14 protein-coding genes are annotated in these 16,344 nt (G+C 64.0%); 2 read left to right on the top strand and 12 right to left on the bottom strand.

Translation table 11 applies throughout. From position 1 onward, the window contains the following. Positions 1-66: 66 nt before the first annotated feature. Positions 67-936 carry a MurR/RpiR family transcriptional regulator gene (locus tag BMI87_RS13635; RefSeq protein WP_078522400.1) on the top strand — a complete coding sequence of 290 codons (870 nt, stop codon included), beginning with the start codon at positions 67-69 and terminating at the stop codon, positions 934-936. 137 nt (positions 937-1,073) lie between these two features. Next, a complete protein-coding gene (locus BMI87_RS23025) occupies positions 1,074-1,373 on the top strand; it encodes a DUF6538 domain-containing protein (protein ID WP_371326888.1) in 300 nt (99 codons plus the stop codon). Between the two features lie 367 nt (positions 1,374-1,740). Here the strand turns inward: BMI87_RS23025 and BMI87_RS13625 are convergent, their stop codons facing one another. From BMI87_RS13625 to BMI87_RS13570, 12 genes are all read right to left on the bottom strand, one after another. Further along, positions 1,741-2,679, bottom strand: coding sequence for a sugar kinase (locus tag BMI87_RS13625; protein WP_078522172.1), 939 nt, complete (start codon positions 2,677-2,679; stop codon positions 1,741-1,743). Next, complete coding sequence (locus BMI87_RS13620; RefSeq protein ID WP_078522171.1) at positions 2,676-4,766, bottom strand: FAD-binding protein; 2,091 nt, start codon at positions 4,764-4,766, stop codon at positions 2,676-2,678. Before BMI87_RS13620 ends, BMI87_RS13625 begins: the two co-directional genes overlap by 4 nt. A gap of 24 nt (positions 4,767-4,790) precedes the next feature. Beyond that, positions 4,791-5,960, bottom strand: coding sequence for a Gfo/Idh/MocA family protein (locus BMI87_RS13615; protein WP_078522170.1), 1,170 nt, complete (start codon positions 5,958-5,960; stop codon positions 4,791-4,793). A gap of 93 nt (positions 5,961-6,053) precedes the next feature. Next, positions 6,054-7,079, bottom strand: coding sequence for a LacI family DNA-binding transcriptional regulator (locus BMI87_RS13610; protein WP_078522169.1), 1,026 nt, complete (start codon positions 7,077-7,079; stop codon positions 6,054-6,056). A 1-nt stretch (position 7,080) separates the two neighbouring features. Beyond that, positions 7,081-7,413, bottom strand: a complete 333-nt coding sequence (locus tag BMI87_RS13605) for a Dabb family protein (protein ID WP_143593867.1) — start codon at positions 7,411-7,413, stop codon at positions 7,081-7,083. 1 nt (position 7,414) lies between these two features. Next, the gene (locus BMI87_RS13600; protein WP_078522167.1) at positions 7,415-9,001 is read right to left on the bottom strand and encodes a GMC family oxidoreductase; all 1,587 of its coding nucleotides are present in this window, start codon (positions 8,999-9,001) and stop codon (positions 7,415-7,417) included. Between the two features lie 43 nt (positions 9,002-9,044). Next, positions 9,045-10,544, bottom strand: a complete 1,500-nt coding sequence (locus BMI87_RS22990; protein ID WP_078522166.1) for an FAD-dependent oxidoreductase — start codon at positions 10,542-10,544, stop codon at positions 9,045-9,047. Then, on the bottom strand, positions 10,541-11,653 hold the full coding sequence (locus BMI87_RS13590; protein WP_078522165.1) for an ABC transporter ATP-binding protein: 1,113 nt from the start codon (positions 11,651-11,653) through the stop codon (positions 10,541-10,543). Before BMI87_RS13590 ends, BMI87_RS22990 begins: the two co-directional genes overlap by 4 nt. 5 nt (positions 11,654-11,658) lie before the next feature. Continuing rightward, positions 11,659-12,543 (bottom strand): carbohydrate ABC transporter permease, encoded by an 885-nt coding sequence (locus tag BMI87_RS13585; protein ID WP_078522164.1) that lies wholly within the window; start codon positions 12,541-12,543, stop codon positions 11,659-11,661. Beyond that, positions 12,543-13,436 carry a carbohydrate ABC transporter permease gene (locus tag BMI87_RS13580; RefSeq protein ID WP_078522163.1) on the bottom strand — a complete coding sequence of 298 codons (894 nt, stop codon included), beginning with the start codon at positions 13,434-13,436 and terminating at the stop codon, positions 12,543-12,545. The genes BMI87_RS13585 and BMI87_RS13580 overlap by 1 nt, the downstream gene beginning before the upstream one ends. A 73-nt stretch (positions 13,437-13,509) precedes the next feature. After that, positions 13,510-14,760: an ABC transporter substrate-binding protein gene (locus tag BMI87_RS13575; protein WP_078522162.1), complete on the bottom strand. Its 1,251-nt coding sequence runs from the start codon at positions 14,758-14,760 to the stop codon at positions 13,510-13,512. A gap of 55 nt (positions 14,761-14,815) precedes the next feature. After that, a complete protein-coding gene (locus tag BMI87_RS13570; RefSeq protein WP_078522161.1) occupies positions 14,816-16,342 on the bottom strand; it encodes an aldehyde dehydrogenase family protein in 1,527 nt (508 codons plus the stop codon). Positions 16,343-16,344: the final 2 nt, after the last annotated feature.

Here is a 16,344-nt window from a genome sequence, read left to right as displayed (position 1 = left end):
GAAAATTTCAGAGAAGAAAATTCTGTTACAATCATTTCTAACTTGATTCGCACGGGGGTGCCCGATTTGTCAGCAGCGACGCAAAGCATCGAAGACAGGCTCCGGACGGGCATCGAAGAGATGACCCGGACCGAGAAGCAACTCGCCGGACATATCCTGCGCCACTATCCGATGGCGCTTCTGGGATCTGTCGCGCAGCTGGCGCGGGCCGCCGAGGTCTCCTCTCCCACCGTGGTGCGATTGGCGCAGAAGATGGGCTATGGCGGCTATCCGGGGCTGCAGCAGGCGGTGCGCGACGAGTTGGAGGCGCAGCTTGTCTCGCCGCTGGTCAAACACGATCGCTGGGCGGGGGATGCGCCCGACACCCATATGATCAACCGTTTCGCCGATACGGTTCTGGGCAATATGCAGGCGACGCTGAAGCAGATCGACCATGCTGAATTCGACGCCGCTGCCGCGCTGATGGCCGACCCGAAGCGCCGCATCTTTGCGACCGGGGGCCGGATCACCGGCCCGATCGCGGCCTATTTCGTGGCGCATATGAAGGTGATCCGCCCCGGGGTCGAGCTGCTCGAACCGCTCTCGAACAGCTGGCCGCCCGCGCTTCTCGAGATGCAGAAGGGCGACGTGCTCTTGGTTTTCGACATTCGCCGCTACGAATCGAGCGTGCTGCAACTGGTGGAGATGGCGGTCGAGCAGGGCGCGGAAGTCGTGCTGATCACCGATCCTTGGGTCTCGCCCGCCGCGGCCCATGCGCGCTATCGCTTTTCGGCGCAGATCGAAGCGCCCTCGGCCTGGGATTCGACGGTCGCGATTCAGGTTCTGGTCGAAACGCTCATGGCCGCGATCCAGTCGCTGACATGGGAAGAAACTTCGGCCCGCATGGCGCGGCTCGAAGCGCTTTACGACCGCGCGCGCTTTTTCCGCAGGAAATAAGGCCCAGCGCGCGCCTGCGCGAAAATGCACAGCCCGGAACCTAAAAAGTCGCGCAACCCGGATGAGTTGCGCGACTTTTTGAGTAATGGTGCCCAGGAGATGCAGGCTCGAGGGAGAACGAAATTTTCTCTCGGGCGGTGGAAGTTCCCAGTTTCTTTGGAGAAATCGCTCCACCCAACTGCGGGTGGAATTTGCAAGAACTGCACCCGGGTGGAGCAACGGGCAAGACCTACTGCTTCCGCATGCGCGTCCCGAATAAGTTTACGGACGTCGAACCCCTCCGTGAAATTAACAGGTCTCTTAAGACGAGGGACTCATCAAGGCCGAGGCACGCTGTGCCAACGTCAGGCTTGCTCTCTTCACCGAGTGGAGGGCGCGTCGCGCCGGGCGTGCCGCAGACACACGAGCTATGTTCGACGCCTCGGTCGACATACTGAAGGCCTGGGGCATGAGCTTCAGCCCGATGGCAGACCTGATTACGGGACCTCTCTGCGACCTCCATTCCCGAATTGAGGCCATTGCCAATGTGGATCCTCTGTCGCCCGCAGTCCCGGCAGCACTCGGAGCCATAGGCCTCCCCGACCTGTCTCTCTATGAAAGCCAAAGGCATGCCCATCCTGAAGGCGAATGAGGTTCGTGCGAAGAAAACACGTCAACGCTTACCTATTTTCGGATGCCAGAGCCGTTTGGCGTGGGTGGAAGACCCGCGCCCGACACGGCAGCCTGACAGGTTTGAAGCGTCACGGCGCGGCGGAATGACGACCACCGCATAGGCATGAGGTCACGCGATGGACCATAACCGCCCTATTCGAGCGATGCCGCGAGGGCGCGCGCTGCGTCCTTGCCCAGCCGCGCGCCCGGCTCGCCCAAGACCGCGCCGCCGACTGTCTGCCCCATCCCGATCGCCTGTTCGACCGGGTACCCAAGAAGACGGGCGGCAAGATAGCCCGCATTGAACGCATCGCCCGCGCCGGTGGTATCGCGCAGCTCTGTCAGAACCGGGGTATCGCGCCGACCGGTACGCCCCTCGGCAAGATACCAGACGGGTTGCGCGCCATCCTTCACGGCGATCTCCGCCACCCCCTGCCCGCTCAATCGTGCCAAGGTCTGTTCCGGTGTCGCATCGCCCCACAAGGCAGCCTCGTCGTCAAAACTCGGCAGCGCGATATCGGTATGGGCGAGCATGCGCAGACACGTGTCACGCGCCTCCTCCGGCGATTGCCAGAGCCGTGGCCGATAGTTCGGATCGAAGGAAATACGCGCGCCATCGCTGCGCGCCTTGGCAATCGCGTCGAACAACGTCTCGCGCGCCTCCGGCGAGAGAATGGCAAGGGTGATGCCCGACACATGGACGAGATCCGCGCCGGACAAGGCGCGCCCGAGGGTATCGGGATCATCCGCGAGCCGACGCGCCGCAGAGAGCTGGCGCCAATAGTGAAAACTGCGCTCCGCCCCCTCGAGCTCGATCATGTAGAGGCCCATCTCGCGCTCGGAATCGCGCTGAACGGTGGAGATGTCCAAGCCATCCGCCTCCATCTCTGCGAGGAAACGACCGGACAGCTTATCCTCGCCGATGCGCGTGACGAAGCCCGCCCGGGCACGCGACCCAAGCAGTTGCGCCGCATGCCACAGCGTGTTGAACGTATCGCCCGCATAACCGAGGCGGAACGTGCCGCCCTCGACCGGGGCGAGTTCCAGCATCGCTTCGCCGATGGCGACCATCTTCTTCGGATTCTCACTCATTCGCGCAGGCCTTTCGCGTCGAGGTCAAAGATGCGGCCGGTCAGCCAATCGGGCCAGTCCCGCTCGAAGAACGCGCGTGCGCTCTCGTCGAAGCTGCGGTTTTCGCGGTTGTCGATCTTCAAGTCTTCCCCCTCCAGACGGACGAGGATTTGCGTCTGTTTGTCGATGTCGCGCTCCGTCTTGAAGCGGAACGCGCCCAGATCCGTGTCGCGCGCCATCGGGATCGCTTCGCCCTCGTCGGAACAGATCGCGCGCGCGCCGCGGCTGCCACCGCCTTGCGAGATATACTGGTCGAGCGCGGCAAGGACGGCCTCGGAGGCAAGCGCCATCTGCTGCCACTGGATCGCGCGACCGCCATCGCCCGCGCGCTCCGGGGCGATCCCGCCGCTGCGCAAGCTCCGGTTCAACTGGCGCGCCGCTGCAAGCGCTTCGGCCACGTCCTCGCCGTTGCAGATCATCCCAGCATGGTCGCTCATCCGGGCCTGAACTTCGTCGCGGACCGACTTCACGGAATGCGCGCTGTCCGTGTTCAACCGTGCAAGCAGATCCGTCACCGCCGCAGTGAGGGCCTCCGATCCGACAGCATCCGGCGCATGGGCCGTGCGGCTCGCGCCGATATGCTCGCCAACGCGGGTGCCGAAAACCTGACCGGCGTTCAGGGCCGATCCGCCCGGGCGCGTCACGCCATGCGTGCCCGCCGCCTCTCCCGCGGCATAGACACCGCGCAGGTTGGAACGTCCCCAGGGATCGACCGCGATCCCACCATTCATATGCTGGTTGTTCACCGCGAATTCGAGCGGCGCGGCGGCGATGTCGACCTTGTAGCGGCGGTACAGTTCGATCGCGAGCGGGTTCATGTGGCGCAGCCGGTCGATCGGCAACTCCTGATCCGCCCCGGCCGTGCCTAGATAGGTCCGCACATCCTCGTCGAGGCGAGTGAGATCGAAAGGCTGATCGCCGGGCACCGGCAGCGGGTTGCGATTGAAGTCCATGAAGACCCGGCGCCCCCCAGCGCTCTCGCGCCAGATCGCCAGATCGACGAGGCTCGACGCGAAATCCAGCATCCGCGTCGCGTGGAACGGCCATTGATAGCCCTTGCGGAACACGTTGGAAGCCAACTCCTGCGTCGTCCGGTAATATTGCGCGAGGAAATGATGCTCGCGCCCTTCGGCATCGACCGAATAGATATGCGGCAGGGATTGCACGTAAGTCCCCGAGAGATTCCACGGGAACCCTTCGCGGCGCGTCCCGATGCCGAACTGGCTCTCGGTGAGGTTCACCAGTTCGATCCCCGCTTCGAGCGCGAGACCCAGCGTGCCGAAACAGCCATTGGGATAGACGCTGTCGCGATAAAGCTCGCCCGGCCCGCCTGCTGCCAGCACGACATTCGGCGCGGCAAACAGCACGAGACCATAGGGATTGACCTCATTGCGGTCGGATTTGCGGAACGCCAGCGCCCCGGTGGTCCGGCGGTCATCCCCCTCGCCTTCGGTGAGCAGTTGCACGACCGTCGTGTGGTTAAAGATCGGCACGTGGAGCCGCAGCGCCTCTTCCGCCAGCACCTTGACCATCAGCCGCGAGGTTCGGGGGCCGCAACTCGTCGCGCGTCCGGTCTCGTCATGGTCGGTCTTGTAGCGCAGCGTCGCGCCGAACCGGTCCTGCGGCAGCGGCAGGCCGAGATATTGCAGCGAGGCCATCATGCGCGGCGAGCCGACCGCCTCGATATAGGCCGTATCCTCGTCCATCGCGCCGCCAGCCCGGATCGCCCGCGCCATCGCCTGAAAATCGTCGCCGTGATCGGCGGTATTCGCGGTGTGCAGCGTCTGCTTGTCGGAACCCGAGCAGGCGGAGGTCCCGCCCCAGGCGCTCTGACTCGCGACGATGACCTCGCCGCCGCGCCGCTTGAGTTCGACGGCGGCGCGAAGCCCCGCGGCCCCGCTGCCGACGACGAGGCAGCCGGTGCGATAGACCGGCAGGGTGAGGCCCGCAACCTCGAGCATCTCCGGGATCGCCTCGTCGGCCCGCAGCCGCGGCATCTCGATATCGGTCAGGGCGTCTAGGATTTCCTGAGGGATTGCACTGTCCATGTCTTGGCTCCGTTTGCGGTCCGGTCAGCTTTGCGGAATATCGACCCAGGCGCGTTGCCGGGACGAGCTCATGCAGGCGTCGACGATCTGGGTGATGTGATGGCCTGTCTCAAAGGTCGGCCACATCGCCTTGCCGGAGACGATGGAGCGGATGACCTCCGCCGCTTCGATGATCTTGGTCTCGTTATAGCCGAGCGCGAAATTCGGCAGCGGCAGGAAGGCCGCGTAGGTCGGATGCTCCGGCCCGACATCGATCTCGCGGTAGCCGCGGCGCCCGATCGGATCGGCATTGGTGTAGAAGCGCAGCCGGTTCACCTCGTCGAACGTATAGGCGAGGCTGCCTTTCGTGCCGTAGATCTCATAGGTCTGCATGAATTTGCGCCCGGTCGCGACACGACTGAAATCCACGATCCCGTTCGCACCGTTCTCGAACGTGCACAGAATCTGGCTCGCGTCGGGATTGGTGATATCGGCCCATTCCTCGCTGCCGGTCAGCTCCGCCGTCTCACCGAGCCCCAGCCCTTCGATCTTGGGACGGCGCGGCGTGACGATGATGTTGTTGGCAATCAGAGACGAGACGCGACCGACGAGGAATTCCATGAAGCTGAAGACATGGCTGCCAGTATCCCCGACGATCCCGGTCGGCGCGAGCGACCCATCGGCGCGCCACATGTAGGGCACCATCGGATCGCCATACATGTCGACATGCTGGCACCCTTTGAACATCGTGATCTCACCGATCTCGCCCGCATCGATGATCTCCTTCGCGAGATCATGGACGGGGTTGCGCGGGAAGCCGTGGCCGACGCGGGTGATCAGGCCGCGCGCCTTCGCGATATCGGCAAGCTCGCGCGCCTCCTCGGCGGACTCGGCAAGGGGCTTTTCGCAGAAGACATGCTTGCCCGCTTCGAGCGCGGCTTTCGCGACCTCGTAATGCAGGTTGTCGGGCAGGCAGATATCCACAAGATCGACCTCGGGATCGGCGATCACCTCGCGCCAGTCCTGAACGATCCGCGCACCGGGCACCCGGGCGGCAAGCTCCTGCGCCCGCGCGGGATTGCGATCGACGAGGGTGACGACGCGCGCCGTGCCCCCCTCGGTCCCGAAGAAATGCGGAAAGGTCTGGTAGGCCATCGTATGGACTTTGCCCATCCACCCCGAAGCGCCGAGCACGGCAACGCGGATCTCTGTCATTTGAACACTCCTCTCCTGTTCGCGCCGGTGTCTCTCCGCGCGGTCTCGTCTCTGTTTCGTCCGAACGGGCGGGCCTCCCGTCTCCCTGTCGTCTCAGCCCGCGGGTGTCTCGCCACTCGATCCACGTATGGCCAGCGAGACCGGCGTGCGGATTTCCGGCGCCGGCACCTTGTCGTTCTCGAGCCAGGCCAGGATCGTTTCGGCGACAAGCTTCCCGAAGCCGTCAATATCGCAGCGCACCGAGCTGAGCGGCGGCCAGGAATGGGCCGCCTCCTCGATGTCATCGAAGCCCACGATGCGCAGATCGCGGCCGACATTGCGCCCGATCTCGGCGCAGCCCGAAATCATCCCGAGCGCGACCTGATCGTTGAAGCAGACCGCGGCATCGACCTCCGGATGATCCTTTGCCAGCTCATGCGCCGCCTGCCTGCCGAAGGCGCGGCTCGCGCTGCCGGTCAGAACATGGGGCTCGAGCCCGGCGCTCTCTATCGCACTCAGATACCCCGCCATACGTTCCTGCGTTACGGCCCGGCCTTCCAGACCGCCCACGAAAGCGATCCGCTTCGCGCCTTGTTCGAGGAGATGCTCGGTCGCGATGCGCGTCCCGTTCGGATAGTCCGGCGCGGCGAAGGGGAAAAGCTCGGTCCGCATCTCGACTTTGCGCAGCACCTGCATCGCCGGAATACCCGCCCGCTGAAGCGCCTCGAAGCTCAGTGCCTCGTCGCCATAGGCGGGCGACAGGATCATCGCTGAGACGCCGTGCTCGATCATCGCCTCGACCACCTGCGCCTGAAGCTGGGGGTCTTCGTCGGTATTGGCCACGACGGCCGCATAGCCGCGGCTCGACAACGCCATTTGAACGGATGTCGCGAATTCGGTGAAGAACGGGTTGCGAAGGTCGTTGATCACGAGACCGACGAGCCCTGCCCCGGCGCTGCGCAGATTGGCCGCCGCCCGGTTATAGACATAGCCGATCTCGGCCATCGCAGCCTGCACCTGCTCGCGCGTTTTCTGCTTCACCAGGGGGCTGTTCTGGATCACGAGGCTGACGGTCGATTTCGATACCCCGGCCTTGCGGGCCACGTCGATGATCGTCGGTCTGCGGTCGCTCGGCGCCATGTCACGCCCCCTGCGGCTGAGCCGCGATCTCAAGGTCGAAAACGAGGATGCCGTCGATCCCGCCTTGGGCGTTGGCCACGAGCTTCGCACCGAGCGCCCGGTGATCGGGATGTTCCTGATAGGCGGCGAGCGCCTCCCAGTCGCGGAAATCGACCGTGAAGCCGTGCATGTAGCCGCGCTCGATCTTCTCGGGGCTCTCGGAGCGGCCCGCGCAGATCGCGCCAAGCCCGTCCACCTTGCCCTCGATCGCGTGCAGCTCCTGCCAGAGCGGCGCGATCTCTTCCTCGCTCAGCTCGGGTTTGAATTTGACGAGAACGATGTGGCGCACTGTCATGTCAGCCTCCATGTGACGCGCGGATCATATCGGCGGCTTTCTCGCCGATCATGATCGCCGCTGCGTTGGTGTTGGACGAGATCACGCGCGGCATGATCGAGTTATCGACGACGCGCAGCCCCTCGATCCCGTTGAACCGCAATGTCGGGTCTACGACAGCCCCCGGATCGGCGCCCATGCGACATGTCCCCGCGCAGTGATGCGACGTTTTCGAATGGGTGCAGATGAAATCGAAGTAATCCTCATCGGTTCGGACGTCAGGTCCCGGAAGGCGCTCGGCGAGGATATATTTGCGCAAGGGCGATTGCGACAGGATTTCCTGCGTCAGCTTCAGCCCGCGGATCGACATTTCGCGATCAAGCGGATCCTGCAGGTAGTTCGGATCGATCAGCGGCGCCTTCGCCGGATCGTCGCTTTGCAGGCGGACGCTGCCGCGCGAGCGCGGGCGCAGATAGCAGGAATTGAGCGTGATACCTCCCTGCGGCATCGAGACGACGCCGTGTTCGATGCCGGTCCCGAGCCCGAGATGGAACTGCAGATCCGGGGACCGCGCCTCGGGATCGGCATACCAGAAACCGCCGGTTTCGAACAAAGACGACGCCACCGGCCCCTTGCGTCCGAACAGATATTGCAGCCCCGCCAGCGCCGCCCAATGCGGCTTCGCATAGCGGTCGTAGCTATAGGGGCCCGACAGTTCGCTGATGCAATAAAGGTCGAGGTGATCCTGCAGATTGGACCCCACCTCCGGCTGGTCGAAGACGACATCGATCCCGAGCGAGGCCAGCTCATCCGCCGGTCCGATGCCCGACAGCTGCAAGAGCCGCGGAGAACCGATCGCCCCGGAACACAGCAGCACTTCGCTTTCCGCCCGAAGCTGCGTGCCATCGACAAGCTCGACCCCGGTCGCGCGGCCATTCTCGACCACGATCCGGCGCACCTGCGCACCCAGCTTCACCGTTAGGTTCTCGCGGTGACGATTGGGCGCGACATAGGCCATCGCAGCCGAGGAGCGGCGCACATTTCGCTGGGTCAGCTGGTAATAGGCGACCCCGTCCTGCTTCTCGCCGTTCACGTCGTAATTGCGCGGGATGCCAAGCTCGGCAGCCGCTTCGAAATAGGCCTCGCAGACCGGCAGGGGCGCACGCGGATCGCTGACGCCGAGCGGACCGCCCTTGCCGTGATACCGGTTCTCGAGGCTCGCGTTATCCTCGGCCTTGCGGAAATAGGGCAGCACGTCCTCATAGCCCCAGCCGGTGCATCCCATCTGACGCCATTCGTCGTAATCGCGCGCATTGCCGCGGGTATAGACCTGCGCGTTGATCGCGGAGCCGCCACCGATCACCTTGGCCTGCGTGTAGCGAAAGACCTTGTTCTGCATGTGCCGCTGGGGAACCGTTTCCCAGCCCCAGCTGCCGATGCCCTTGGTCATCTTCGCAAAGCCCGCGGGCAGATGATAGAACGGATGGCGATCGCTGCCGCCCGCCTCGAGCAGCAGCACGTCAGCCGACGGGTCCTCGGAGAGACGCCCGGCCAGCACCGAGCCCGCCGAACCGCCGCCGATAATGATGAAATCGTAAGTCGTCTTCATGCTGGCCTCCTTTGGCCAAGTCTCTCGCCGCAGCCCGGGTGGCTCAGGCGGCAAGCTCTGTCTGTTCGATATGCTCGGCCGCGCGCAGGGCGAGCGCCGCGACGGTAAGGGCGGGGTTCACGGCAGCCGAGGTCGGCAGGACGGACGCGTCGGCGATGAACAGGTTCGGGTGATCATGGCTGCGGCAGAACGTGTCGACGACGCTCGACGCCGGATCGTTACCCATCCGTGCCGTCCCGCATTGATGCGACGGGGTCTGCCGGTCGAACGGCCGCGCAAGCACGATCGGGTAGCCCGCAGCGCGCAGCTTTCTGCGCAGCATGGCGACGAGTTCGAGATGGGCCTCCCAGTTGGAGCGCTTCCAGTCGAGCCGGATCTTGCCGTCCTTCAGCGTCACGCGGCTCTCGGGATTGGGCAGGTCTTCGGACATCGCGTAAAGATCGACCGAGCGGTTGGCGATCCAGCTCGCCACCGGTCGCGGCAGCGGCGAGGCCGAGGCGAGAATCGGACCGGAAATTTTGCCGAGCAGCTGGATATTGCCCAGCGGCGCACCGTTCGCCCCGCCCGACAGGTAGAAATCGTTGATCGCCAACGTCTTCTGGTAGATCGCCCGGTTCCGGCGCAGCGGGTGCAGCGCCAGAACTGCCGAGCAATTGTGGTTCATGAAATTGCGCCCGACCTGATCGGAACCGTTCGCCAGCCCGGTCGGATGACGCTCATTCGCAGAAGCCAGCAAGAGGGCCGCGCTTTGCACCGCCCCGGCGGAGAGCACCACGACCGACGCCGTCAGCGTCTGCGTCTGCCCGTCTTTCTCGATCTCGACCCCGCTGATGCGGTTCTCGGCATCGACGATCAGACGTCGCGCCCGCGCGCCCGTCATCAGCTCCACATTCGGGGCTTTCAGCGCCGTCGCCAGACCGACGCTTTCGGCATCCATCTTGCCGCCGCAGGTATCGGGGAACGCATCCCAAGGCGTTTGCCCATGCGCGAGCCAACGCTCGATATCGACCCCGAGCGGCAGGGAGGACGGGTGCAGCCCGACCGATTTCAGCCGCCGCCGAAGCGCCACGATATCGGGTTCGTCCGGGACCGGTGCATGGGCGTAGAGACCGGAATGGCGCGGCTCCGTCGGGTCCTCTCCAAGCTGACCGCGCACCTGATAGAGCGCCTCGGCCTTCTGGTAGAACGGCTCGATCTCGTCATAGGCGATTGGCCAGCCCGGCGTGGTCCCGCCCTGATGCGCAACCGGCGAGAAATCCGCCTTGCGGTAGCGCATCAGAACGGCGCCGTAAAATTTCGAATTGCCGCCGACATTGTAGTAGTTGCCGGGGTTGAACGGCACGTCATCGCCATCGAGCCAGGTTTCCTCGGGCCGGTAATGACCGCGCGCGAAAATCGCGTCCGGGTCGCGCGCGTCCGGCGTGTCGGGCAGGCGTTCGCCACGCTCGAGCACCAGCACGCGCCGCCCCGTCCGGGCCAGTGCCGCCGCCGTGGTGGCACCGCCCATGCCCGAACCGATGATGATGACGTCGGCATCGCTCATGGCTGGATGCGCTCCTCCGTCTTGGGATCGAAGGCGACCGCCTTGTCCATATTGACGGCGAAATCGAAGACCTCGCCCGCCCGCACGGTCACATCGGCCCGCATCCGGGCGATGGCGTCACGCCCGCCCAGCGTCATCGTCACGAACGTGTCCGACCCTGCGGGTTCGGTGACGCCGATATGGTTGCGCAGCGACGCGATATGGGCGGCGTTGCGATCGGCCCCCTCCGGATCGGTGATCGTCTCCGGCCGGATTCCGAGAAGGATTTCGCGCCCGTCCCACTGAGCGAGATTGGCTTGCGGGAAGCGGAGCAGTTGTTCCACCCCGTCATGGCCCGTCACGGCGGCATGCGGCGCGCCGTCCTTCACCACGATCCGCGACGGGAACACGTTCATCGCGGGGCTGCCCATGAAGGTCGCCACGAAAACATTCGACGGCGTGTCGTAGATTTCCTTCGGCGTGCCGAGCTGCTGCACATAGCCCTTGTTCATCACCGCGATCCGGGTCGAGAGCGTCATCGCCTCGATCTGGTCGTGGGTCACGTAGACGATCGTGGTGCCAAGGCTCTGGTGCAGTTTCTTGATCTCGGTGCGCATGTCGACGCGCAGTTTCGCGTCGAGGTTCGACAGCGGCTCGTCGAACAGGAACACATCCGGGTCGCGCACCAGCGCACGGCCCATCGCGACGCGCTGACGCTGACCGCCCGAAAGCTGCCCCGGTTTGCGCGAGAGCAGATTGTCGATCTGCAGCATCTCCGCCACCCGGTTCATCGCGTCCTCGCGTTCGGGTTTGGGCGTGCCATGCATCTCGAGACCGAAAGTGATGTTCTGGCCCACCGTCATGTTCGGGTAGAGCGCGTAGGACTGGAACACCATCGCGATGTTGCGCTTCGACGGGTGCACGCCGTTCATCGTGCGCCCCTTGATCGAAATCTCGCCGGAGGTGATCCCTTCCAGACCCGCGATCATGCTCAGAAGCGTGGATTTGCCGCAGCCGGACGGGCCGACCAGCACGAGGAATTCACCTTCATCGACCGAGATGTCGACGCTGTGCAGCACTTCGACCGCGCCGTAGGACTTGGTGACGTTTGAAATATCGAGGAGACCCATTGGCATTACCCCTTGACTGAGCCCGCCATCAGGCCGCGCACGAAGAAGCGCCCCGAGACGATGTAGACGATGAGAGTGGGCAGCGCCGCAAGGATCGCACCCGCGAAGTGAACGTTGTAGGCCTTCACGCCGGTCGAGCTTTGAACGAGGTTGTTCAAGGCGACGGTCATCGGCTGGCTGGCCTGCCCGGCGAAGGACGACCCGAACAGGAAGTCGTTCCAGATATTGGTGAACTGCCAGATGATCGTGACCACGATGATCGGCCCCGACAGCGGCAGCAGGATGCGGTAGAAGATCCGGAAGAACCCGGCCCCGTCGATCTGCGCCGCGCGCACCAGCTCGGTCGGGAAGGCCGAGTAGTAGTTGCGGAAATAAAGCGTCGTGAAACCGAGCCCGTAGACGACGTGAACGAGGATCAGCCCCGGCACCGAGCCTGCGAGCCCGATCATGCCCAGCACCCGCGCCATCGGGATCAGCACGATCTGGAACGGAATGAAGCAGGAAAACAGCAGCATCCCGAACAGGATCGTGTCGCCGCGGAACCGCCACTTGGTCAGTACGTACCCGTTGAGCGCGCCCATGATGGTCGAGATCGCCACCGCCGGAACCACGATCAGGATCGAGTTGATGAAGTAGGGGCGCAGGCCGGTCGGCTGAACGCCGATCTGGGCCGAGGACCAGGCTTCGCGCCAGGGCTCGAAGGTCCAGACATTGGGCAGCGCCATCATGTTGCCGCCCGTGATCTCGCTCAGAGGTTTGACCGAGTTGATCAACATCACCGCGAGCGGCAGCAGGTAGAACAGCGCGAAGAGCAGCAGGAAGAGATAGATGAAGGTGCGGGTCACGCGATTTGTGCGGATCGCGACCCCGGTATCGACGGCGCCGGACATTACTTCGGCTCCTTCAGTTCAGCGTAGAGATAGGGGATCATGATCGCGGCGATGGTCATCAGCATGATAACCGCCGACGCTGCGCCCACGCCCATCTCGTTGCGGGTGAAAGTGTAGGAATACATGAAGGTCGCGGGCAGTTCGGTTGCCCGGCCCGGGCCGCCACCGGTCAGCGCGATGACGAGGTCATAGGATTTGACCGCGAGGTGCGCGAGGATGACGAAGGCCGACAGGAAGGCGGGCCGAAGCTGCGGAATGATGATGCGGCGATAGAGGTTCCAGTTCGAGGCGCCATCCATCTGTGCCGCTTTCAGGATCTCGTTGTCGATGCCGCGCAGCCCGGCGAGGAACATCGCCATTACGAAGCCGGAGCTCTGCCAGACCGCGGCGATCACCACCGTGTAGATCGCCATGGACGAGCTCTTGATCCAGCCGAAATGGAAGCTCTCCCAGCCCCAGAGATGCAGGGTATGTTCGATGCCGATGCCCGGATCGAGAAGCCATTTCCACGCCGTGCCCGTCACGATGAACGACAGCGCCATCGGATAGAGGAAGATCGGGCGCAACATCCCCTCGCCGCGGATTTTCTGATCCAGAAAGATCGCGAGGGTGAGCCCGATCGCGATACAGATCGCGATGTAGAGCGAGGCGAAGATCGCAAGGTTCTGGACCGCGATCGTCCAGGTCGGCAATTGGAAAAGCCGCCAGTAATTGTGCCAGCCGACAAGGTCGAAGCTCGGCAGGATCCGGCTGTTTGTGAACGACAGGTACCCGGTGAACACGATGAAGCCGTAGACGAAGATCAACATGGACGCGACAGAGGGCGCGAGGACGATCTTGGGAATCCATTCCTGAAGCCGGGTACGCAAGTCTGACTGGACCGGACGGGCCATTGCTCTCTCCTTTGGGGAAATGAGACGGATGGGTGAGGTTCGGGCCGGTCAGATCGACCGGCCCGAGGGCCTGTTACTGAGCCAGTGACACGGCCTTGACGAGTTCCTTGGCGGCGGTCTCTGCGTCATATTCGCCGTTGAAATTCGCCGTCACCACGTCATAGATCGCGTTCTTCACCGAAGCCGGGTCAGCATGGCCATGCGCCATCGAACCCAGAAGCGTGCCGTTCTCGCTCGCCGATTTCAGCTGAGCCATCGCCTTCTTGCCGCAGGCGTCGAACTCTTCGTCCGACACGTCCGTGCGCGAGGGAACAGAGCCTTTCACCGTGTTGAAGGCGATCTGGAACGACGGCGACATCACGGCTTTCGCCATCGCGTCCTGCGCGGCCTGCGCATCCTCGCCCACCTTGAACATCGCGAACTGGTCGGAGTTGAAGGTCACATCGTCTGCGGTCCCCGGGGTGCGGAAGCAGCCGAAATCGACCTCGGCCTCTTTGCCGGCACGCAGGAATTCACCCTTGGCCCAGTCGCCCATCATCTGGAAGGCGGCTTCGCCATTGATGACCATCGCGGTCGCGAGGTTCCAGTCGCGGCCCGAGAAGTTCGGGTCGACGAAGCTGTGAAGCTGCTCCATGCGCTTGAAGGATTCGACCATCTGCGGACCGCCGAGCGCTTCGGGATCGAGATCGACGAAGGCCTTCTTGTAGAACTCGGGGCCACCGACCGACAGCACGACGCCATCGAACATCGTGGCTTCCTGCCAGGGCTGGCCGCCCGCGGCGAGCGCGATCTTTCCGGAATCCTTCACCTTCTGCATCGCAGCGATGAACTCGTCCCAGGTCTTCGGCTCTTCGATACCGAGATCGGCGAGCATCTTCTTGTTCGACCAGACCCAGTTGGTCGAGTGCACGTTCACCGGAACCGCGACCCAATGGCCATCATATTTCGAGAACTTCTGCAGCGCCGCAGGCACCACGGCATCCCAGTTGCCATCGGCCGCGACCTTGTCGAGATCGGCCAGCGCGCCTTGCTGCGCCCAGTCCGAGATGTCGAAGCCGAGCATCTGAACCGCGGTCGGCGGATCACCCGAGGTGACGCGCGCACGCAGCACGGTCATCGCGCTTTGGCCACCGCCACCTGCAACGGGCATGTCCTTCCAGCCGATGCCTTCTTTCTGCAGATCGTCCTTGAGGACGTTGAGCGCGGCAGCTTCGCCACCCGAGGTCCACCAGTGAAGGACCTCCACATCCTCCGCCTGTGCCGAACCTGCGACGAGCGCCAGAACGCTCGCCATTTTCAGTGTCCGTCCGATGTAACTACGCATGATTTTCCTCCCTCTGCGTTGTCGTTACACTTCTCCTCCCGTGCGACCGATCAGGTCATTCGGGTCTCACCCAAGGCTCACGCGTGCGACCGATGCGCATCACGAGCGTCTTGATCTCGAAGAACTCCTCGAGGCCGTAGCGTCCGATCTCTCTCCCTTGACCGGATTGCTTGACCCCGCCGAAGCTCAATTCCGGGAAACCGTCCATCCAGGTATTCGTCCAGACAGTGCCCGCCTGCGCCCGCGTCGAGAACTCGAGGCAGGTGTGGACGTTCTCGCTCCAAACGCCCGCAGACAAACCGTAGCTGGCATCGTTCGTTAGCGCTACCGCTTCGTCCATCGTTCTGAAGGTCAAAACGGAGAGGACCGGTCCGAAGACCTCTTCGCGGGCGATCGCCATCTCGGGCGAGACGCCGCGCACAACGGTGGGTTGATAGAATTGCCCCTCGAGGCCCGGCACGGTCATCGGCCCGCCACCCAGCGCGATCTCGGCGCCTTCAGTGACGGCCGCGCGAACGTAGTCGTCGATCTTGCCCTGATGCTGAACGGAGATGATCGCCCCGACCTGCGTACGCGGATCGAGCGGGTCGCCGAAAGCCACGCGCTTCGACAGTTCCACCACGCGCTCGACCACCTCATCCACGATATCTTCATGGACGATGATCCGGCTGCTCGAGTTGCAGCATTGCCCGGTGTTGAAATAGACGCCGAAGGTGATCGCATCGGCTGCGCTCTCAATGTCGGCATCGGGGAACACGACTTGCGGGTTCTTCCCGCCAAGCTCCAGCGCGACCTTCTTCAAGGTGCTCGACGCGGCCGCCGAGATCGCCTTGCCGACCGCAGTCGAGCCGGTGAAGGTCACCATATCCACGGCCTCATGCGTCGACATCAGGCCGCCCACGGCGGGCCCGTAGCCCAGAACGATATTCACGACGCCCGCGGGCATCCCGGCCTCGAACAACAGCTCCCCGAGCATCACCGTCGTCGATGGCGTCAGCTCGGACGGCTTGATGACCGTGGTGCAGCCGGCGGCGAGCGCGAAGGGCAGCTTCTGGCTCAGGATCCAGAACGGAAAATTCCACGGCGTGATCATCGAGACGACGCCGATCGGATCTTTCACGACGACGCCGAGCATGTCCGGCCCGAGCGTGTTATGGCTGTCCCCATGCATGGTGCGCGCCAGCGAAGCCGCGTAGCGCCACAGGTCCGCGGCGCCCGACACTTCGGCCCGCGACTGCGAGATCGGCTTGCCGCTTTCGAGCGTTTCCAGCAGCGCCATCCGCTCGACATTGCCCTCGATCAGATCGGCGACGCGCAGCAGGATCGTGGCGCGTTCCTTGCCCGAGATCCGGCTCCAGACGCCGCTGTCGAACGCTTCGCGCGCCGCGACGATCGCGGCTTCCGCATCGGCTTCGGCGCCCAGCGCTGCGCGGCTCACGAGGCAACCATGCGCCGGGGACATCCGATCGTAGGTTTCGCCAGAGGCACTGTCGCGCCACTCGCCTGCGATCAGGTGACGACAGATAAAGGGCTCTGCGGGGATCGCCGCATCAACGGCAGAGATCAGGTTCAGCTCGGTCATGT

Origin of the sequence: Thioclava sp. F28-4 (assembly GCF_002020045.1) — a bacterium.
Classification (GTDB): Bacteria; Pseudomonadota; Alphaproteobacteria; order Rhodobacterales; family Rhodobacteraceae; genus Thioclava; species Thioclava sediminum.
This window is presented reverse-complemented; position numbering and strand designations above follow the sequence as displayed.